General features: G+C 49.5%; 17 protein-coding genes. 11 read left to right on the top strand and 6 right to left on the bottom strand.

The genetic code is table 11. From position 1 onward, the window contains the following. The first annotated feature begins 11 nt into the window (after positions 1-11). The 4 genes from ACYVI1_RS21900 to ACYVI1_RS21915 all read left to right on the top strand — a co-directional run bounded on the left by ACYVI1_RS21900 (position 12) and on the right by ACYVI1_RS21915 (position 4,203). Positions 12-1,712: an AAA family ATPase gene (locus ACYVI1_RS21900; protein ID WP_460912947.1), complete on the top strand. Its 1,701-nt coding sequence runs from the start codon at positions 12-14 to the stop codon at positions 1,710-1,712. A 5-nt stretch (positions 1,713-1,717) separates the two neighbouring features. Further along, on the top strand, positions 1,718-2,593 hold the full coding sequence (locus ACYVI1_RS21905) for an HNH endonuclease (protein ID WP_460912948.1): 876 nt from the start codon (positions 1,718-1,720) through the stop codon (positions 2,591-2,593). Between the two features lie 68 nt (positions 2,594-2,661). Next, on the top strand, positions 2,662-3,630 hold the full coding sequence (locus ACYVI1_RS21910; RefSeq protein WP_460912949.1) for a polysaccharide deacetylase family protein: 969 nt from the start codon (positions 2,662-2,664) through the stop codon (positions 3,628-3,630). Between the two features lie 66 nt (positions 3,631-3,696). Further along, positions 3,697-4,203 carry a dihydrofolate reductase gene (locus ACYVI1_RS21915; protein WP_460912950.1) on the top strand — a complete coding sequence of 169 codons (507 nt, stop codon included), beginning with the start codon at positions 3,697-3,699 and terminating at the stop codon, positions 4,201-4,203. 1 nt (position 4,204) lies between these two features. On the opposite strand, the gene ACYVI1_RS21920 is transcribed toward ACYVI1_RS21915, so the two are convergent. Together ACYVI1_RS21920 and ACYVI1_RS21925 are read right to left on the bottom strand one after the other, a co-directional pair. Then, entirely contained in the window at positions 4,205-5,311 is a 1,107-nt protein-coding gene (locus ACYVI1_RS21920; protein WP_460913064.1) for an esterase, read from the bottom strand. A 168-nt stretch (positions 5,312-5,479) separates the two neighbouring features. Next, positions 5,480-6,520, bottom strand: coding sequence for a LacI family DNA-binding transcriptional regulator (locus tag ACYVI1_RS21925; RefSeq protein WP_460912951.1), 1,041 nt, complete (start codon positions 6,518-6,520; stop codon positions 5,480-5,482). A gap of 491 nt (positions 6,521-7,011) precedes the next feature. Here ACYVI1_RS21925 and uxaC point away from each other — a divergent pair, with 491 nt between their 5' ends. From uxaC to ACYVI1_RS21950, 5 genes are all read left to right on the top strand, one after another. Continuing rightward, entirely contained in the window at positions 7,012-8,442 is a 1,431-nt protein-coding gene (gene uxaC, locus ACYVI1_RS21930) for a glucuronate isomerase (protein WP_460912952.1), read from the top strand. Between the two features lie 109 nt (positions 8,443-8,551). Further along, complete coding sequence (locus tag ACYVI1_RS21935) at positions 8,552-9,574, top strand: sugar kinase (protein WP_460912953.1); 1,023 nt, start codon at positions 8,552-8,554, stop codon at positions 9,572-9,574. A gap of 82 nt (positions 9,575-9,656) precedes the next feature. Next, positions 9,657-10,325 (top strand): beta/alpha barrel domain-containing protein, encoded by a 669-nt coding sequence (locus ACYVI1_RS21940; protein ID WP_460912954.1) that lies wholly within the window; start codon positions 9,657-9,659, stop codon positions 10,323-10,325. Positions 10,326-10,435: 110 nt separating this feature from the next. Then, complete coding sequence (fbp, locus tag ACYVI1_RS21945; RefSeq protein WP_460912955.1) at positions 10,436-11,434, top strand: class 1 fructose-bisphosphatase; 999 nt, start codon at positions 10,436-10,438, stop codon at positions 11,432-11,434. A gap of 27 nt (positions 11,435-11,461) precedes the next feature. Further along, a complete protein-coding gene (locus ACYVI1_RS21950) occupies positions 11,462-12,082 on the top strand; it encodes a Pycsar system effector family protein (RefSeq protein WP_460912956.1) in 621 nt (206 codons plus the stop codon). A gap of 11 nt (positions 12,083-12,093) precedes the next feature. Here ACYVI1_RS21950 and ACYVI1_RS21955 read toward each other — a convergent pair whose 3' ends face one another. From ACYVI1_RS21955 to ACYVI1_RS21965, 3 genes are all read right to left on the bottom strand, one after another. Beyond that, positions 12,094-13,200: a hypothetical protein gene (locus tag ACYVI1_RS21955; protein ID WP_460912957.1), complete on the bottom strand. Its 1,107-nt coding sequence runs from the start codon at positions 13,198-13,200 to the stop codon at positions 12,094-12,096. Continuing rightward, a complete protein-coding gene (locus ACYVI1_RS21960; RefSeq protein ID WP_460912958.1) occupies positions 13,197-15,308 on the bottom strand; it encodes a tetratricopeptide repeat-containing sensor histidine kinase in 2,112 nt (703 codons plus the stop codon). Before ACYVI1_RS21960 ends, ACYVI1_RS21955 begins: the two co-directional genes overlap by 4 nt. A 700-nt stretch (positions 15,309-16,008) precedes the next feature. Then, the gene (locus tag ACYVI1_RS21965) at positions 16,009-16,416 is read right to left on the bottom strand and encodes a DUF4332 domain-containing protein (RefSeq protein WP_460912959.1); all 408 of its coding nucleotides are present in this window, start codon (positions 16,414-16,416) and stop codon (positions 16,009-16,011) included. A 416-nt stretch (positions 16,417-16,832) separates the two neighbouring features. Here ACYVI1_RS21965 and ACYVI1_RS21970 point away from each other — a divergent pair, with 416 nt between their 5' ends. Beyond that, positions 16,833-17,900, top strand: coding sequence for a S1C family serine protease (locus ACYVI1_RS21970; RefSeq protein ID WP_460912960.1), 1,068 nt, complete (start codon positions 16,833-16,835; stop codon positions 17,898-17,900). A 190-nt stretch (positions 17,901-18,090) separates the two neighbouring features. After that, positions 18,091-18,678 (top strand): hypothetical protein, encoded by a 588-nt coding sequence (locus ACYVI1_RS21975; protein ID WP_460912961.1) that lies wholly within the window; start codon positions 18,091-18,093, stop codon positions 18,676-18,678. 84 nt (positions 18,679-18,762) lie between these two features. On the opposite strand, the gene ACYVI1_RS21980 is transcribed toward ACYVI1_RS21975, so the two are convergent. Beyond that, entirely contained in the window at positions 18,763-19,704 is a 942-nt protein-coding gene (locus ACYVI1_RS21980) for a DUF2279 domain-containing protein (RefSeq protein WP_460912962.1), read from the bottom strand. Between the last annotated feature and the right edge of the window lie 118 nt (positions 19,705-19,822).

Consider the following 19,822-nt stretch of genomic DNA (forward strand, 5'->3'; position numbering starts at 1 on the left):
TTGACTACTGAATGAACGAAGCCATGACACCTGAAGAACTGCTCAAAGCCGAAAACACTTTCATCCGCTTGCACAATCAGGGGGTATCGGTAGAGGAGATTGCTGAGAAGTTGGGATTGAACACCGATATAGTACAGAGTTGGAAAGCTAAGATGGAAGAAGTTTTATCAGTTAGGTTGAAAAACACACCGAAAGATGCTGTACTTGAAGTCTTGGGGAAGAAGAATAATGAATTGTATATAGGTAGAACTATATTTAATCAGGCTACACACAAAATTGAAGAAATACGTGAAATTATTTCTTTGATCGCTAACAGAAATGAGGGTGATGAGCCGGATAGCCCTATGACACAAACAATTCGTCAAGCTAAATCATATCTGAAACTCATAAATGAAGATCTTATATATCTAAGCATTATTACATCGAACGGTAAAGTAGTTGAATATAATTATGAACTAGCACATGAGTCTTCAGAAGAGAAATTAGAGATCTTCGTAAATTTTTACAATTCGCTGATTGCAACCGCCAGCTCTATTTCAACTGAATCAATACTTATTAAAAAGCCCTCTGAAGACATTTTTGATAATGTTTTGCAAACCTTACCCTTTTGCATAAAACAAATTAGCATTGTTAATTATCAAGATATTCGCCAATGCGAATTAAAAGCATTACCTATTGACTCAAAATGGATTTTTATCTTGGGAGAAAATGGTTACGGAAAAACTACTTTTCTCCGCTCTATAATTCTTGGCTTATTTGGATGGAAAGACGGCGATAAGAGTTTATTGGAAGATACCTTTATCAAAGTAGGAGTTGAATTTATTAATGACCACATCAATATTATTAATAATCTTTGGACACCGGACTTTCGACCTCTCGAACATTTAGCCTGTTATGGTCCTTCACGCTTGCAAATTCAGGCTAAAATGAGTCAGAACGAAGAGGCTGAGAAAAGCACAACTACCTATGGACTATTTAATCCCGATGGCATTTTATTAAACATTGAAAGCAAGTTAATTGAATGGCATTTGGAGAAAAACGACCGTTTAGAACAGGTTAAGAGTTTATTCCGGGACGTGATTCCCTATCTGGCAGATATTATCATTCAGAAGAATAAACAGGATGACTACGAAGTATTGTACGTGGAGCGGGCTGAAGACGACGAAGCAACTACGTTCGACCCGGTTCCATTTAATCAGTTGGCGGCCGGCTTCCGAAGCATTATCGGTCTGATTGGGGATTTACTTATTCGGTTTATACGGAAACAACCGGATGTTACAAAACTATCTGACCTGGCCGGTATTGTGCTCATTGACGAGTTGGAAAACCACCTGCATCCAAAATGGCAGTATCAGTTGCCTACGTTATTGTCGAAGGTCTTTCCCAATATCCAATTTATTGCCGCCACGCACAGTGTAATTCCCATTCTCGGCGCACCGAAAAACTCGATTTTTCTAAAATTAAACCGTTCCAAAGAGAAAGGTATTACAGTCGAACGGATAGATATAGACGTAGCGAACCTGCTACCCAACTCCATTCTGACCTCACCCATTTTTGACATGGACACGATCCGCCCAATCGCGAATGAAGACGTGGGACAGTTAAGAACGGAAGATACCTATAACGAAGTTGTAGCCAATAACGACATAGATAAACAACTTCGCGAACTCGATAACGACCCGTCACAATACCCCGCTCTTCTTCAGGAATAGGCCGCATGATTCGCGTACACAAAGATTTCGACAATCCACCAGGGGGACTTGTCAGTGATTCGTGTCAGGCACAGCGACAACAAGCACTTGCTGAAAAAGCCAAACACAACTTTAGCGGTTATTACTACCGTGACAGCACGATTGACGCTTTAAGGAAAATATACAAATACAAATGTGGTTATTGTGAAACACACGAATCGGCAGGAGCTTCGTTGCGTGTGGACCATTACCGTCCCAAAGCTGGCGTTAAAGATGCGCCTACTCATACGGGTTATTATTGGCTGGCTTATGAATGGAGCAACCTTGTTTTGAGTTGTGAAAAGTGTAACAGAAAAAAGTGGGATCATTTCCCAATTCAAGATGAGGCCAATCGTGTTTTGATACCTACGCTCGGAGCAGATGGTCTTCCTGCTCATGACTCTTGCCGGGCTGACAAAATTACATTACTTAATGAGCATCCATTGTTACTAAATCCTGAGATAGATGATCCTGATCAGCATTTAACTTTCCTGCGTGATGGAACCGTTGAGGCAAAAACAGCGAATGGGACAAAATCAATTGAATTGTACTTCCTACAGCGAGACGAACTCATCAAGAACCGTAAAACCATGACTGATGACGTACTGGAGAAGCTTAAAAAGCATCTATTAAAATACCTTAAGCGGGAAATTGATGAAGAAACGTACCGCTATTCCATGCAGGATGTCTACGAAGAAGCCGCTTTAAACCGGCAGACGGACAAAGCTTACTCTCGTGTAGCTAACGCCCTGTTCGATGATTTTGAAAACTTCGTAGTATCGCAGTTTCCAACTGGACAGCAGGCATTTATCAGGCAAAGTTTTCAGCTTTATCAACAAGGGAAACTATGGCCTCTATCATAATAAACTTATTGATAGCTACTCATAAACCTGATTGTCGCATGTTACGTTGCTTACAACTACTATCGTTAATGACTTGGGGAATGGTCTTACCGGGAAACGCTCAAACCCAAACCTATGCCGAAAAATTAGGCTTTCCGAAAGGCAAAAAAGTAGTGATTTTTCACGTCGATGACGCGGGCATGAGCTACGAGTCCAACCTGGGCGCGATGAACGCCTTAGACAAAGGCATTGCCAACTCAACCAGTGTCATGATGCCCTGCGGCTGGGTACCGCAGTTTTTTGATTACCTCAAAAAACACCCGGCGGTCGATGCGGGTGTGCATCTGACGCTGACCTCGGAGTGGGACAACTACCGATGGTCGCCGTTGGCAGGCCGGGAAAAAGCGCCCGGTTTATACGATGAGCAGGGCGCGTTCTGGCACTCGGTGGCGCAGGTTGTTGAACATGCCTCTGCCGATGAAGTAGACGCCGAAATCCGGGCACAACTGGCCCGGTATCGGTCGTTTGGCATTCAGCCTACGCACATGGATTCACACATGGGCACGCTCTTCGACCCCAAGTTCATCATGCGCTATGCCAAACTGGCTATGGACGAAAAAATCCCCATTTTATTTCCAGGTGGCCACGCATCCCTGATTTTTAAAGCGAACAATGTACCCGCTTCCCTACAGCAATTAGCCCAACAGGTAGGCAAACAGCTTTGGGACGCGGGCCTGCCCGTTCTGGACGACCTCGACGGTACCAGCTACGGCTGGAATCTACCCGCTGGCCAACCGGCAACCGACGAGAATTCACAGAAATACAAAACTCAGAAATTCATTGAATTGCTTAACTCCGCCAAACCGGGTCTGACGTACATTATCATGCACTGCACGTCGCCGACGCCCACTTTCGACCAGATTTCCAACTCTGGCCCATCCCGCAAAGGCGACATGCTGGCCATGATAGACCCCGCTCTGAAAGCGTTCGTTGAGAAAGAAGGCATTATCATGACGACCTGGCGCGAGTTGATGGAACGACGCAAGAATGTTAAATAAGTTTCAGGTTCCAGGTTAAAGTGCACAGTGGAACCTGAAACCTGAAACTTGAAACCTGAAACAAAATTGAAACTAAGTCTCATCGCTGCCGTTGCTGAAAACGGCGTTATTGGTCGCCAGAACGATTTGCCCTGGCATTTGCCCGATGACTTTGCGTTTTTCAAACGGAAAACCAATCATCACCCCATTATTATGGGCCGCAAGTCGCTGGTATCGCTTGGAAAGCCCCTCCCCAACCGCACAAACATCGTTATCACCCGTAACCGGGACTTTGCCGCAGAAGGAGTAACCGTTGTGCATACGCTCGATGAGGCCCTCGCCGTAGCGAAAAAGGCCGACCGCCAAACTGATGAAATTTTCGTGATTGGCGGGGCCGAGATTTACAAGATGGCCTTACCTGTTGCCACCACGCTCTACCTGACTGAAATCCACCAGGCCTATGAGGGCGATGCGTATTTCCCGGCTTTCGACAAAAGCCAGTGGCAGGAAGTTAGCCGACGGCCCCATCCCACCGATGAACGGCACGCGGTGGCGTTTGATTTTGTGGAGTATGAACGAAAAATCAGCCATTAACTTAACGAAACAGCATCGGCACGTACTCGTTGAGGTACTGCCGCCAGTTGGTCCAGGTATGTCCGCCCGAGGTTTCTTTGTATTGGTATTTAATCTGGTGCTTGTCGAGCAGGGCCAGCGTTTTTTTGTTGGCGTCCATCACGAAATCGTCCTTGCCGATGCCAATCCAGAACAATTTTTTGCCTTTGTTAAACGCCGGATCGTTCAGGGCGGCTGCATATTTGGTATCGGCTTCATCAATCGACGGGCCGAAGAAACCGGAGCTGAACACGCCCACATAATTGAACAGTTCGGGGCGGCTCAGCGTTACATCGAGGGTTTGAAATCCGCCCATACTCAGGCCCGCTATGGCCCGGTTTTCGCGGTTGGGCAGCGTCCGATACGTTTTTTCGACATACGGCATGATGTCGTTGAGCAACTCTTTGGCAAACATCGACCGCAGGTTATTCATAGCCTGGGGGTTGGGCATTCCGCTCGACGGCGGCATGGGCATACTGCCGTTGGGCATCACGACCACCATAGGCTTAGCCTGCCCGGCGGCAATCAGGTTGTCCAGAATGAACCCCGCCCGACCGATGCTGTTCCAGCCCGAATCATCGTCGCCACCGCCGTGCAGCAGGTAAAATACGGGGTATTTATTGTTGCCTTTTTCGTAGCCGGGTGGCGTGTAGACGTGCATCCGGCGCATCATGTTCAGCGAATTCGACGAATACCAGACGTCCCGGACTTCGCCATGCGGCACCGCCCGATTGTCCTGAAAAGCTGTTTCGGCACCCGGCACCAGCATCACGTTTTCGAGACTACTGATGCCCTGTTTGATGACCGGATTTTTCGGGTCCATTGTCCGTACCCCATCTACCATCAGGGTATACGTATAGTAGTCGGGCCGGAGCGGGCCGAGCATCGCCGACCAGACGCCCTGCTCATTTTTGGTTAGCGCAACGGGTTTATTACCCGATTGAAAATCGCCCGATACGGTCACCTCAGTAGCTTTGGGCGCATAAATCTGAACGGCTACCCGTTTGTCGGCCAGCACGTTAGGCGATTTCAGGGTATCGTTGGGAGTTGGCTGGCGCTGGGGTGTCTGGGCTAGTGCCCAGGTTGCCATCAGGCAGGTGCAGAGGGCCAGAAAAAAGGGACGCGACCAGGTTACAGGTCGATGCTGGAGGATGTTCATAAGCCGGAAAAGGAGTACGAATAAAGACAAATCTGTGAAGTAATGAAGGCAACACCGGGTTAAATTTACTTGCGTCAACGACTCGATGCTTTGGGTTCGTTACGGCGTTACGGCTATCGTTGCCAGGCTGTGCCCAACCAGCGTTGATACCCGAACGATGAGCCGGGTCGGAATTTTGATGGGACCCGGTGGCGTCAGTTTTTGTTTACCCTCAATCAGGTTAATCAATTGCTCGGCGGCCACCTGACCAATCTCCAGCGCGGGCTGCTCAACGGTGCTCATGGGCGGAGCCAGCAAATCAGCCACGGTAATATTCGTGAAACCGATAAGCGAAACGGCTTTTGGAATGGCGATATTCCGCCTGTTGAGTGCAGACAGACACGCTAATGCCAGCCGGTCGCTGGCAGCAAAAAAAGCGTCGGGGGCTACCTTCAGCAGGTCGTCGATAATGGGGTCTATTTCATGCTGGCCGAATTCGGCATACCGCACTAACCCCTCATCATAGCGCAGGCCATATTTTTCGAGAGCCGCCCGGTAGCCCGCCAGACGTTCCTGCGTAATGGAAATATGGGGCGGGATGGTCACATGAGCAATTCGCCGACGGCCCGACTGAATCAGGTGCTCGGTAGCGGCAAATGCCCCGCCAAAATTATCGGCGGTAACGCAGAGCGTATCAAGGTCCTTCGAGACCCGGTCGAACTGAACAATGGGCAATTTCTTTTCCTGTAACCCGCGCAGATAGGAAACATCGGACGTGCTGCTCGACAAGGAAATAAGTAAACCATCGGCTTTGCGGGCAACCGCCTGCTGCACCGTGGCCAGTTCGCGCTCAAAGGATTCGTGGCTTTGAAAAATGATGACGTGGTAGCCCCGGTTATAGGCAGTGGCCTCGATGCCATTTATCGTCTGCGAAAAAAAGTGGTTGGCAATCTGGGGAACAATCACGCCGATGACCCGGCTGCGGTTTTCCTTTAAACTGAGGGCAATTGGATTGGGGTGATAGTTAAGCCGCTCGGCATATTCGATGACTAAACGCTTGGTTTCAGCATTAATCTCGTAGCTGTCACGCAACGCCCGCGATACGGTTGACGTTGATAGATTTAAGGCGCGGGCAATATCTTTTATGGTGATGGCGTCCACAGCGCTTCCTGGTAAAGTACAACATACACTGAATGACTAAGCGGGTATTCGTAGAAGCAGCCGTGAACCGGCAACTACTCATAATCCTGGGTATCCGTGAATTTCAGGAAAACCGGCAACGTTCCCGACAACGTTTGCATGAATAAATAGGGGTCAACCTGTCTATATACTTACTTATCGGGTTAACCTTAGGGTAGCTTCTGGTTACTGAACTGAACCACTAATCGGGTCAGGGTCTGCAAAAAAGACAATTTTAACGTCTCTTTCCGAAGCAGTTCAACCTTCCCTAACCGAAGCGTCGGCCCGGTTGGGCAGGGTTGAACTGATGGCAGTCATTAGAAATCCGGTTGTTTGAGTGGTTAAAATTCAGCTCAATACCGCTTTACCCACATGATGCCTGAACAAATTGACCATACGAGGACCGCAACATAACAAACGGCGCGCAAACCACTCACCTCCCGGTACCAACCGTTCACTTACTCCTGATGACCATGAAAAAGGCCTTTTTGACCGATGATTTTTTACTGCAAACCGACACAGCCCGGCAACTTTACCATGATTTTGCCAAACAGATGCCAATTATTGACTACCATTGTCACCTGCCCGCCGACCAGATTGCGGATGACCGACAGTTCGACAATCTAACGCAAATCTGGCTCTATGGCGATCATTACAAATGGCGGGCCATGCGCTCCAATGGCGTTGATGAACGATACTGCACCGGCCATGCCGACGATTTCAGCAAGTTTCAGAAGTGGGCCGAAACCGTGCCGTATACCCTGCGGAATCCGCTCTATCACTGGACACATCTGGAATTGCAGCGGTATTTTGGGATTACGGAGCCGCTCAATGGGCAAAATGCCCGCCGGGTGTATGAGGACTGCACCAGCCAATTGCAATCGCCCGATTTTTCGGTTAGAAATCTGCTTCGGCGAATGAACGTCGAAACCGTTTGCACCACTGATGATCCAATCGATTCGCTGGAACACCACCAAAGACTGGTCGATACTGGGTTTGAGATTAGCGTGCTGCCAACCTTCCGGCCCGATAAAGCGATGGCCGTCGAAGACGTTATGACCTTTAACCACTACCTGAATCGGCTCGAGGCCGCCAGCAATGTGGCCATCAGCACGTTCGACAACTTTATAGCCGCCATGCGCCAGCGACACGACTATTTTGCGGCTATGGGCTGTAAACTTTCCGATCACGGGCTGGAACAGATTTACGCCGACGACTATACCGAGACCGACATCCACGACATTTTTCACAAGATTCGCTCCGGGCATTCATTGGATGGGTCGGAGGTGTTGCGGTTCAAGTCGGCAATGCTGGTTTATTTGGCCGAGATGGATTGGGAAAAAGGCTGGACCCAGCAATTTCACATTGGGGCGCTGCGGAACAACAACAGCCGCAAACTTCGGCAGCTTGGCCCCGATACGGGTTGGGACAGCATCGGCGATTTTTCGCAGGCCCGGTCGATGTCCCGCTTCCTCGACCGATTAGATACGAACGACAAATTAGCCAAAACTATCCTCTACAACCTGAACCCCAACGATAACGAATTGATAGCCACCATGATTGGTAATTTCAATGACGGTTCGGTGGCCGGAAAAGTGCAGTTTGGATCGGGCTGGTGGTTTCTGGATCAGAAAGATGGCATGGAACGCCAGATGAACGCCCTCTCGAACATGGGATTGCTGAGCCGGTTTGTGGGTATGATAACCGATTCGCGGAGCTTTCTGTCGTACCCCCGTCACGAGTATTTCCGCCGGATTCTGTGCAACCTGTTCGGTACTGACATCGAACAGGGTGAACTCCCCGACGACATGCCGTGGACTGGTCAGGTCGTTCAGAACATCTGCTACGGCAATGCCAAAACGTATTTCGGCTTCAGCAGCAAGCCCATGCCCCTGGCGGTTTGAGGAATAAGACTCTTTTAGATTCTATAGATGCTGTAGATTCTGTTAGTTTTGGAAATCAATAGAATCTAAAGCTTCAATAGAATCAATAGAATCTAATTTTCCCATATACATGACAAAAGTTTGCTGCTTTGGTGAGTTATTATTACGGTTTTCACCCGTTGCCAACGGCGGATGGATTCGGCAGGCCACCATGCCCGTGTTCGTAGGCGGGGCCGAGTTGAACGTAGCCACCGCACTGGCTACCTGGGGCGTTCCGGTCAGCTACAGCACCGTTCTGCCCGACAATTCGCTGGCCGACGACATCATCGCGTTTATCGCGAGCAAAGGCATTCACGCATCAGGCATTGTTCGGTTTGGGCAGCGTGTGGGTAGCTACTATCTGCCGCAGGGCACCGATCTGAAAAACGCGGGCGTCATCTACGACCGGGCACATTCGGCCTTTTCAGAACTAACCGCTGGCAAAGTCGACTGGAACGCCGTATTAGCCAATACGGGCTGGCTGCATGTGAGCGCCATCAGCCCGGCGCTGAGCGCGGAAGTTGCCGCAGCGTGCCGGGAGTTGCTGGCCGCAGCGTCTGCCAGAAAAATCACTATTTCGATGGATTTAAACCACCGGGCGCGGCTGTGGCAATACGGCAAATCGCCGGTTGAAGTTATGCCGGATTTGGTGCAATACTGCGATGTGGTGATGGGAAACATCTGGGCGGCCCATGCGCTGCTGGGTATTCCGGTCGATGAGCATATTCATGCCAAAGGCCAACAGGCCGATTACGTTGCTCACGCCCGCGCTACGGCAGAAGCCATTCAGGAGCGTTTTCCGCGCTGTAGGGTGGTTGCCAACACGTTCCGCTTCGACAGGCCGCCAACGGGTCTGCGGTATTACACGACCCTGTATGTCGATGGTCAGGAATATGTTTCGCCCGAACTGCTGACCGATTCGGTCGTTGACCGGGTGGGCAGTGGCGACTGTTTTATGGCTGGATTGATTTACGGTCTTTACCACCAGCATCCACCCCAAACCGTTCTCGATTTTGCTGCGAATGCCGCGTTTGGTAAATTACAGGAATTAGGCGATGCGACCGCGCAAACCGTCGATGATATAACAAAACGACTATCAACTGTAACAGTTTAATGTTTGAGGTTTCAGATTCCAGGTTGGGGACTCGTGATATGGAACTTGAAACCTGAAACATTAAACTAATTTTAACCAAACCATGCCCCAATTCTCGTCCAGTACACTACTTCAGTTGGTTAGCAATCATCCGATTGTGCCGGTGTTCTACCATCCCGATGCCAGCCATGCCCAGTCCATCCTGCAAGCCTGCTACGAGGGCGGCCTTCGCGTGTTCGAGTTCACCAATCGGGGCGACAAGGCCCTGTCGGTTTTTGCCCATCTGGTAACGTACGTGCGAACCAACTGTCCCGAAATGGCTCTCGGTATCGGCACGATTCTAACCCCCGACGACGCGGAGCGATTCATTGCCGCCGGGGCCGACTTCGTGGTGCAGCCCATTACGACAGCGGCTGTCGGCGATGTTTGTCGGAAACATGGTATTCCCTGGATGCCCGCCGGTTCGACTTTAAATGAAATCTATCAGGCAACGCTGCTGGGCGCCGATTTAGTAAAAGTGTTTCCGGGCAACGTTGTGGGGCCAGGGTTCATCAAAGCCATAAAAGGCCCCATGCCTTCCTTAAAACTGATGGTGACGGGTGGCGTTGAACCCAACGCCGACAGCCTGAATGCCTGGTTCAAGGCGGGCGTTACGGCGGTGGGTATCGGTTCGCAGTTGTTTTCGGGTGATGGCGCTGACCCCGCAGCCCTGCGGGAACGAATTGCCAGCTTAGTGCAACTTGTTTCGCCGTTTATTCCGCAGCCCGCCTAAGCACATTCTCATTCTCCGATACACTATATAGCCTAAATCCTAAAAGAAAATCTACTACGTGTTCATCAGCTATACATAGCCACCTCTCCGATCAAAAGATCATTTGCCGTATGGAAATCACGACCTCACATCCACTGGCCTTACCCGTTGGCGTAACCCTCGACCGCTACATTATGCACCGGCAAACGGCTTTCCCATATGCAACGGGCGAACTATCGCAATTGCTGCGTGATATTGCCCTGGCCGGAAAAATCATTCACCGGGAAGTCAACCGGGCCGGTTTAATCGACCTCACCGGCGGGATGGGTGTGCAGAACGTGCAGGGCGAAAGCCAGCAGAAATTAGATATGATTGCCAATATCCGGTTTTGCCGCGCCCTCAAAAATGGCGGAGAAGCCTGCGCCATCATCTCGGAAGAAGACGAAGGTATTATTTATACGGGCAACAACAGTGGCAAATACGTGGTGGCTATCGACCCGCTGGACGGGTCGTCCAACATCGACGTCAACGTGTCGATTGGAACGATTTTTTCCATTTATCGGCGCATAACGCCCATTGGCTCCGAACCAACGCTGGCCGATTTTCTCCAGAGTGGCCGTCGGCAGGTGGCGGCTGGCTATATTCTCTACGGCTCCTCAACCATTATGGTCTATACCACCGGCCACAGCGTCAATGGGTTTACGTATGATGCGTCGCTGGGCGAGTTTATCCTATCGCATCCCGACATCCACAGCCCGGCCAATGGCCAGATTTATTCCTGCAACGATGGTCATGTAGCGAGTTTCGAGGAGGGCGTGCAGCAGTATTTGACAGACTGCCGCCAAAAGCAGTACACCGCCCGTTACATTGGTTCGTTGGTAGCCGATTTTCACCGCAACCTGCTCAAGGGAGGCATTTATCTGTATCCGCCCACGAAAAAGACACCCGATGGCAAGCTGCGTTTATTATACGAAGCCTTCCCCCTGGCGTTTCTGGCCGAAAAAGCGGGTTGTTTAGCCACATCGGGGCAGCGGGCCATTTTAGACATTCTCCCCACGAGCCTGCACCAGCGGACGCCCCTCTACATTGGTGCACCCATGATGGTTGAGAAACTGATGAGTTTATTATAGGCAGCCCCTTTAAAACTCTCTACCCTTATGGAAACCAACAGCGGCTCCCCCCCCAAACCATACCAGGATTCCACGAATTTTATAGGCGAACCAATACTTCCTACATCTAAAAAAGATAAGAAAAAGAAGACGAGCCGGGGTGTTGAAACCTTGTTTCGTACCACGCTGGCCAATCACCTGAAACTAAGTGAAATGGCCGATCAGAAGGCGAACCTGATGATTTCGATCAACGCTATCCTGATCTCCATCACGATTTCATCGTATGTCGGCAGGTTCGAAGGGAATACCGATCTGCTCATTCCCCGGCTGCTATTGCTGTTCGTTTGCTTAGTGACCATTATCGTTGCCCTGGTTGCTACCAACCCGATGATTAAGCCAACGCCAACTTCAGGATCAGATGGCCCGAAAACGGACCTGTTGTTTTTCGGCGATTATACGAACCTGACCGCCGACGACTACCGGAAGGGCGTCCGGGAGCTACTCGCTAATGACGAGATGCTTTACAATAGCCTGATTGACAACGTTTATGCTCAAGGCCGGGTACTCGCCCGAAAATACCGGCTACTGAAGTTTACCTACCGATTTTTTATGATTGGCTTTTCGGTCGTGGTGGTCAGCTACACGGTTGCGCTCTTTTTTTCTCATTGAACAATCAGTACTCATTTTAATCCTTTGATCACAATGCCTGAGCGGTCACCCCGCAGAAACTCGGCCCGCACCAAAGCCGGTTTGTTAATTACCGCGTAAAACTCATCCAGGAACTTCAGCGTTCGCTTCACATAGCCCGGACTCAACCGGGTTTCGCTGGCATACAAAGCATACAATTGGGGCTTTATCTGATTAAATCGGTCAAAGACTTTCTGGAAGGTGGTTAGGGAATACGGAAGCCCCCGGTATAGCCGCTCCCGCACCGATTGAATAGCGAGTTGTTCGGCGGGTAGTGCATACTGCGCGTCGACAATGCCCGCGTGGTCGAAGTCATACGCCACCGCCAGGCGGTCTCCGTTATCAGTCACCGACAGGAGCCTGATGTTGTGCAGATAACTCACCGACCAGTCGGTGTTGCCGATCATGTATTCAAATATTGCCACCGTTGCCATGTTCAACGAATCTAAGTAGCCCATGTTCGTTTGCTTCAGGTTATTGATTGTGGCCCCGTTCCGTTTAGCCAGTGCGGCTTCGTCTTCCAGTAGAAATGCCCAGTGCGTTTCAGGGGCACGTTTTCCCATCGAGTCGGTGTAGGTTACGCGGGCCAGTCGCGCCCGAAAACTTACGTCGGTCAGCAGGTTGTAGAGTTTGTAGACCAGATATTCCCGAACGACGTATTCTTCGGTTTGGCAGTGGGTAACTAATTTCAGTTTATTCTGACCTTCAAATAATGTGTTGCGGGTTTTCTTCTTCGGAAAATCGAGGAGCAGAGGAGGATAGGTGCAGTTCGACGATTTACGTCGAAAATTGCCGCGCGTTTTCACCGTCAGGGGCAGCGCAACGGGCTGCTGCCGGACATCAGAATAGGTGAGCATCACCGAATGGCTGGCGGGCGAATCGCCCCGGTCTTTTAGCAGATTTCGGAGCGAGCAGGTCATTGTAAACTCCAGCACGTCGTCTCTGGCGAAGATGGGGACATCGTCGGCAACGACCGTATGGGTGGTAGCAACGGATTTGGCAGAATCCAGTGCGGGCGCGGTTTGCGCGGTTGCGTCCGCCGGGAAAGCAATCCCAATGGCAATCGCCAGGCGCATGAGAAAAGTGTCGTGGTGTTTCATGAAGCCAATTGAGTTAGGGGTAAGCAAACAACAAACTCGGTGAACTCCCCTGGTTTACTTTCCACGGTGAGCGTACCACCATGTCCCTTTGTTAGTATGTCGTAACTCAGTGAGAGGCCCAGTCCCGTGCCCTCGCCCGTGGGCTTCGTCGTGAAGAACGGCTGAAAAATCTTGGTCTTCACCGATTCAGGGATGCCCGTACCATTGTCGCGCACAGAGATTTCGACGTATTCCAGGCCTGCCGTGCGATGGGCCAGCCCGTTGGACGGGGTTGGTGATATGGCCCTTTCAGGGCGGTTCGACGGGTCGACCTGCTGGCCGATAAACCGGGTGCCAACTGTTACCGTAGGCTGATAGTCAGCCAGGGCCGTTTTCTGTTTTTGCTGAACCGCATAAAAGGCATTGTTGAACAGATTCAGCAACACCCGCCCAATCTCCTGAGGCACCACGTCAATTTCACCTAAGTTGGCATCAAAGTCGGTTTTCAAGTCGCAGTTGAAGCTTTTGTCTTTGGCCGGGACGCCGGACCGCCGAAAGCCCTGATAGGCTAAGCGCAGGTATTCATCAACCAGCGCGTTGAGGTCAGTGGGCTGGCATTCGCCCGTGCTGGTGCGGCTGTGTTCGAGCATACCTTTGACGATGCTGCTGGCTCGCTGGCCATGCAGGGTAATTTTCTGGAGGTTCTGCTTTAAATCGCCCAGCAGTTCGGCTTCGAGGCCGGCATCCCGGTCGGGTTTCTGCTGCTCCTCTTCGAGTTCGGTAACCAGTTCGGTCGAAACCTCTGAGAAGTTGTTGACGAAGTTGAGGGGGTTCTGAATTTCGTGGGCGATACCGGCGGTCAATTCGCCCAGGCTGGCCATTTTTTCGCGCTGGACGAGTTGGTTTTGAGTAGCCTTTAATTCATCGAGCGCTTTTTCGGCTTTATTCCGTTGATTGTCTATCTCTTCTTTTTGCCTAAGTAATACTATATTGGCCTTTAGTTTGTGTTGGTTATTTCGATAAAGTATGGACGTTACAACAATGGTCGAAAACAAAGCCGCAGCTATACTAAACAACCACCAGCGTTGATTTTGATTTTCATTTTCCTTCAGTAATTTTTCTTTTTCTAAAAGCGCTTTTTCCTGTTCACTTTTTTGAATTATTCCCTCTACTTCCAAATTTGCCGAGAGACTCACTATATCCTGTTCTTCTTTTTCTTTTACGATGGTGCGATATTTTTTAAGGTACGTATATGCCGTTAAGGGCTGCCCTAATTCTTCATAAACCTCGGCAAGCAGTAAACATATTTTTTTTAGTAACCCCTGGTCTCCATAATTCAGGGCCGACTTATAACTTTTTTCTCCGTAGTCTCTACTCTCTTTTAAATTACCTATCTTTTGATGGCATTGGGCTATATACAGATTTACATAACCATTACCATCTTTCTCGCCAAGGGATTCAATAGAAATTTTTTGGGCCTGATAAAACGTGGTTAAGGCATCAGTATACTGGCCCTGACCCAATAATATTTGACCCATAGCATCCGTGTACCGAAATAGATCGCCCCTTTGCATTAGTTGATTGGTACTCTTGTCGGATAAATTCTTTGCTTTTAAAAAAAACTGCTTCGCTTCATTATACTTCTTCAGGGCAACCAGTTCGAATCCAAGATTGAAATAAATCCGTATGGCATCTTCATAATCCTGTACCTGATCCCTTAACGAAACCGCTTTTTTATAATAATCAACGGCTTTTGTTGACATGGATAAAAAAGCAAAATTTAATCCCAGATTTTCAAAAACCAGAATTCGCAAATTCTTTTCGTCTGTTTTTTCAAGTTCGTTGTTTGCTCTTAAGGCATACTCAATTGCCAGGTTGCTTTTACTTTGATAGGTATAGCGAAGGCTAACGTGATAAATAAGAAGTGCTTTTTCTTTTGGATTATTGATTTTCTCAATGGCGGCATTTGCTATCGTATTCGATTCTTTTGCTTCGTTTATTTTTCCGGCCTCCTCCAGAAATATCGGTTTGAGTAGTAGCGCAAAAGCAGCGGGCGTGTTCAAACCAATCTCGCTGAATAGGTTCCGGGCTTTTTCTGCATAGACAATAGCTTCATTATCCTTCTTCAAGTTAAAATGATAAATACTGATCAAATAAAAAATATTGGCAAGTATTTCTTTATCCTGCTCATTTTCAAAGAATGTCAGCGCCTTCTTGATCTGAATAATTGCTTTTTTATAGTCAGTTCTGGAAGGAGCTATACCAGCGTTACGAATTTCTTCCCGCTGGTGTATGTCGTTATAAAACCATTTTGTTTGTAAATCGTAGTAAACAGGCAGATCCGTATTCCTATGAAAAACAAACCATGTACGCAGATAGAGGCCTTCTCCAGGTTGGTAGCCGAGCTTTTTAGCTAATTGACGGGCCTGTTTGGCAGCAGTAAGCCCTCGTGTGAATTGTAAGTCATAAAAGCAGATACGAGCTAAATCATTAAGCTGTTTTATCCTATTTGTGTCCTCATCTGGTTGTGCATCTAACCGTTTTTGAACGCTGTCGATCTTAGCTGTATTGGGATTTATAGTCTCCTGAGCTAAGGAGAAGTTCAGGCTTGAAACCGTGGTCAGAAGAGCAAGAATAATAGGTTTCAATTTCGAAAAATGCTTAGAGGTACTAAAAACGCAACAGCAGCTACGGGGCGGAGACCTGTTTACTCCCTAAAGTAGGCATTAATGAAACGCTATTTGCAACCGGTTAATAAATCGTTGCCTTATACCAAACAAAAAGGGAGCACATGGCTCCCTTTTTGTTTGGCTGTGAACGTACTGCTCTTTAGTACTCCAGCATACGGGGCAGATTTTTAGCCTGCTCCACAAAATCACCAATCTGTTCAACCGACGGTGGGCGTTGGGTAAACTGCCGGACACTGTTTATTTCAATCAGTTTGGCGTGTAAGTTCGCAGGAGCACGCTGCGCCAGTTCTTTTACGGTATCAACGCCCGCTTCTTCCATCAAATCGCTATATACCCGGCCAATCCCCTTAATTCGGGCTAAGTCGGCCCGGTTTGCCAATTCAAGAATCGCATTGGCATTAACGCCGGTTATGGATGATAGCGCTTTCCGGTCGCCTGGGGTTTTGGTGGCGTCAAGCAGCATTTCGCTGTCGCTGATACCCTGTGCTTTCAAGGCGTTCAGAATAGAATCTGTAATGCCACGCAGTTCTCCTAATGTGAGGCTCATGTAGAGGGAAAGTTGAATTTTACGTAAATGCGACCCGACCTTCAGGCCGTTCGATACCTATTCAACGAACAAGGTACTTTCTTCGGGTGTCATTTAAAAGAAATTTCTTTTGTGCGGTAAAACTTTCTGGATGTTGCTCCGCAAACTCCTGTTGCCAGGCTACATACCGGGCGGGTTCGGCCTGGAGAAACCGATTTGCGTCAATCTTTTTTTGTTCTAAATACTCCTCGAACGTCATACCGTATTTCTGCCAATTTAACCGACTTTACCTCTACTGAATGTAACTAAACGCACCTGTAAAGCCAAAACCCAAAGAAGAACGACAAAATGGCCGAAAAAAGTAAGTCCTGCGCCCAGGAAAGCACATTGGAACAAATCGTGAAGACGGTTTTACCGCAAGTAATCAACTCAAACGCATGAACACGCAGTTTATAACTTTTTCAGACCGTGTTTCGCAGCCGGGCAAAGCGGCTGAACAGGATGCTCCTTTGCTGGATGCCTATTCGAACACGGTGGTAAATGTAGCTAAAAAAGTCAGCCCATCGGTGGTGCAGATCAAAGTCCGCAACCAGCCCTCCACGGCTCTGTCGACACAACGAAATCCGGCCCCGCCCCAGCGCCGGTCGCCGGGGCGGGGCGAAGGCGAGGGCGGAACAGGGTCTGGATTTATCATCTCCAGCGATGGCTACATCATTACCAACAATCACGTCGTTACGGGCAGCGGAGCCATTAAAAACCCCGAAATCAGGGTGTTGCTGCCCGACTCGCGCGAGTACGAAGCCACGCTCGTTGGCCGCGACCCCGACACCGACATTGCCGTGCTGAAAATCTACGCCGATGGGCTGAAAGCCATTCGCTTTGCCGACTCAAAACAGGTTCAGGTTGGGCAGATTGCCATTGCCATCGGCAATCCGTATGGTTTTCAATACTCGCTCACGGCGGGGGTCGTGAGTGCGCTGGGCCGGACGCTGCGGGCCGAATCGGGCCGGTTGATCGACGACGTTATTCAGACCGATGCGGCTCTGAATCCCGGCAACTCGGGCGGCCCTTTAGTTGACTCCAATGCCGATGTGATTGGTGTCAATACGGCGGTGATTTTACCGGCACAGGGAATTTGTTTTGCCGTTTCATCGAGCCTTGCTGCGCTGGTCGCCGGAAAACTCATCATGAATGGGCGGGTTCGGCGGGGGTATCTGGGCATTGCCGGGCAACTCATCAACCTCACCGAGCGCATTATGCAGTACAATCAACTGTCGGCCAAAACAGGGGTGATGGTGGTGAGTGTGGAGCCGGATGGTATTGCCGGGAACAGTGAGCTATTGGCAGGCGACATTATCGTGGGCTTTAACAGTCAGCCCGTTACGTCGGTCGATGACCTGCACCGGCTCCTGACCGATGACACCATTGGTCGGCAAAGTCAATTGACGGTCCTGCGCGAAAACCGCAAAAAAGGCATTCTGGTGACACCGGGGGAATTGACGTAATTCGACTGCAAACAGAAATTTCCCCAGGAGAAGAGCCGACGTACTTTCGGCTCTTCTCCTGGGGAAATTTTTCCATCATCTGGATTTCCTAAAATTTAGCAGGGCATCTCCAAACAATTAAGTGTACTTAGGAGTCAATTACACATACGTTTGCTTACGTTTTTTATTTAACCATTCTTCCCTACAACTTATGAAACGCATTTTTCTATTGTTTTTCGCCTTTGCGGCCTTCACAGCAACCGCGCAGGACTACAAGCCCTTTAAAGTTAACCTCTCCATTGGGTATGCCAAAGCCTTAGGCGAGGGGCTATCGGGCGGTGCTTTGATTTCCCTCGAGCCTAAATACGGTGTCAGTGATAATCTTGATGTGGGCCTACGGTTGGAGTCGGCGTTTATCGCACGCGGTGTTGTTGTCAATGGAAATACGGCAACGGGCGATGTGGCCGCCTTTGGCTCTTACCTGCTAACGGGCACGTATCTGTTTGGGGAGAGTGGTGTCCGACCGTTTTTGGGTTTAGGAGCCGGTTTATACAGCATTGCCTCAGGCGGCACCATTACGGTGGTTGATGGGCAAAGTCCACAGGATGTGACCTTCGTAGGTGAAACCAAGTTTGGCGCCATGCTCCGGGCAGGTATTAAAGCTGGCCATTTCGTGGCGGGTGTCGAATACAACGCCGTTCCGACAACCTCCAATAAATTAAGAAACACCACCATCGACAGCAAGAATGCCTACTTAGGCATTAAAATCGGCTTCGACATTGGCGGGGGACGGAAGTAGGTAATGAATATTGAATAATGTAAAATGAAGAATGAAAGGCTTACCATTCTTCATTTTACATTATTCAATATTCATTACCTATTTTCACTCTTTCGGCAGCAATAGCGGATGAAAGCGAAGGCCCTTCGCGCGGTTGAACTCCAGCGATGGAGCCGGAATTTTGAAAAATTGGGCTGTGCCGATAAACCGTTGCAGAGAAGGCTCAACGGTGCCGATGCGCGACAAATCGGCATCGGGTGAGATAAAGAACTGGCGGTACCGTTCAAATTTCACTTCCCGACCATTCTGGTCAACTACGGGCGGATTTTCATGGCCGCCAATCATACCGCTTCCGCTATAACCCACATCGACATTCAGCCAGCGCGGAAAGCGAGGGCCAACGGGCAACACCGATGCCAGATTGACCGATAGCCAATACTGCTGCCCATTGTAATCTTTCAGCATCTGCACGCCGGTTGTTTTCCCCAGCACATTGGGCCGGTAAGGCGGAAAAATCGTTTTCCGAAAGCCATATTTCATACTGACCACCTGCTGCCCGGCCCCGTATTGTTGCCCCACAAAGAGCGCCGTTCCGGCAACGTTGGCCAGCATGTCGCCTTTGGAAAAACCCCAGCCTTCGGCGTGTCCGTCGTAGACTTCGAGCGTTGTTTGAAAGAGCAATGCCAGCAAACCACCCGTCAGAATACTCGTCTGTTCGTTCACGCCACTCCAGCGCATGAGTTCATACCCCCCCCGGCTCATGCAATAGGCCGTTGCGGCATGGCCAACTTTATCCATCTGCAGCCACTCGCCGTTGTCGTTAAAACTATGGAAAGGCACTTTTTTCTTATACCACTGCTTGCGGAGCATCAGCAGCGTGATGGTGTAAAAAGCCGCCGTTCCGATGACAACCCCAATAAATCGGCCCTGGTTGATTCCCGCCTGGTCGGGTATGGGCGTAATCGGCTGGGGTTGCCCCCGAACAGATTGAACCAGCAGAACGACGCATAGTCCAATAAGCCATCCTGTCCGAATCTGGTTTTTCATTCGCCAAAAGTACCCAACACGGTTTATTTTTCGACAGGATTACAGGATTAACAGGATTTGTTTGCCTGAAAATCCTGTTAATCCTGTAATCCTGTCGAAAAATAAACTTGTCCTGCAC

This window comes from Spirosoma areae, assembly GCF_054781775.1.

Excerpts from the sequence above, each read along its gene's own strand:
- ACYVI1_RS21940 (WP_460912954.1), top strand. The coding sequence starts at position 9,657 with ATGCCCCAATTCTCGTCCAGTACACTACTTCAGTTGGTTAGCAATCAT.
- uxaC (WP_460912952.1), top strand. The coding sequence starts at position 7,012 with ATGAAAAAGGCCTTTTTGACCGATGATTTTTTACTGCAAACCGACACA.
- ACYVI1_RS21920 (WP_460913064.1), bottom strand. The coding sequence starts at position 5,311 with ATGGCAACCTGGGCACTAGCCCAGACACCCCAGCGCCAGCCAACTCCC.
- ACYVI1_RS21950 (WP_460912956.1), top strand. The coding sequence starts at position 11,462 with ATGGAAACCAACAGCGGCTCCCCCCCCAAACCATACCAGGATTCCACG.
- ACYVI1_RS21955 (WP_460912957.1), bottom strand. The coding sequence starts at position 13,200 with ATGAAACACCACGACACTTTTCTCATGCGCCTGGCGATTGCCATTGGG.
- ACYVI1_RS21975 (WP_460912961.1), top strand. The coding sequence starts at position 18,091 with ATGAAACGCATTTTTCTATTGTTTTTCGCCTTTGCGGCCTTCACAGCA.
- fbp (WP_460912955.1), top strand. The coding sequence starts at position 10,436 with ATGGAAATCACGACCTCACATCCACTGGCCTTACCCGTTGGCGTAACC.
- ACYVI1_RS21935 (WP_460912953.1), top strand. The coding sequence starts at position 8,552 with ATGACAAAAGTTTGCTGCTTTGGTGAGTTATTATTACGGTTTTCACCC.
- ACYVI1_RS21965 (WP_460912959.1), bottom strand. The coding sequence starts at position 16,416 with ATGAGCCTCACATTAGGAGAACTGCGTGGCATTACAGATTCTATTCTG.
- ACYVI1_RS21970 (WP_460912960.1), top strand. The coding sequence starts at position 16,833 with ATGAACACGCAGTTTATAACTTTTTCAGACCGTGTTTCGCAGCCGGGC.
- ACYVI1_RS21980 (WP_460912962.1), bottom strand. The coding sequence starts at position 19,704 with ATGAAAAACCAGATTCGGACAGGATGGCTTATTGGACTATGCGTCGTT.
- ACYVI1_RS21905 (WP_460912948.1), top strand. The coding sequence starts at position 1,718 with ATGATTCGCGTACACAAAGATTTCGACAATCCACCAGGGGGACTTGTC.
- ACYVI1_RS21900 (WP_460912947.1), top strand. The coding sequence starts at position 12 with ATGAACGAAGCCATGACACCTGAAGAACTGCTCAAAGCCGAAAACACT.
- ACYVI1_RS21910 (WP_460912949.1), top strand. The coding sequence starts at position 2,662 with ATGACTTGGGGAATGGTCTTACCGGGAAACGCTCAAACCCAAACCTAT.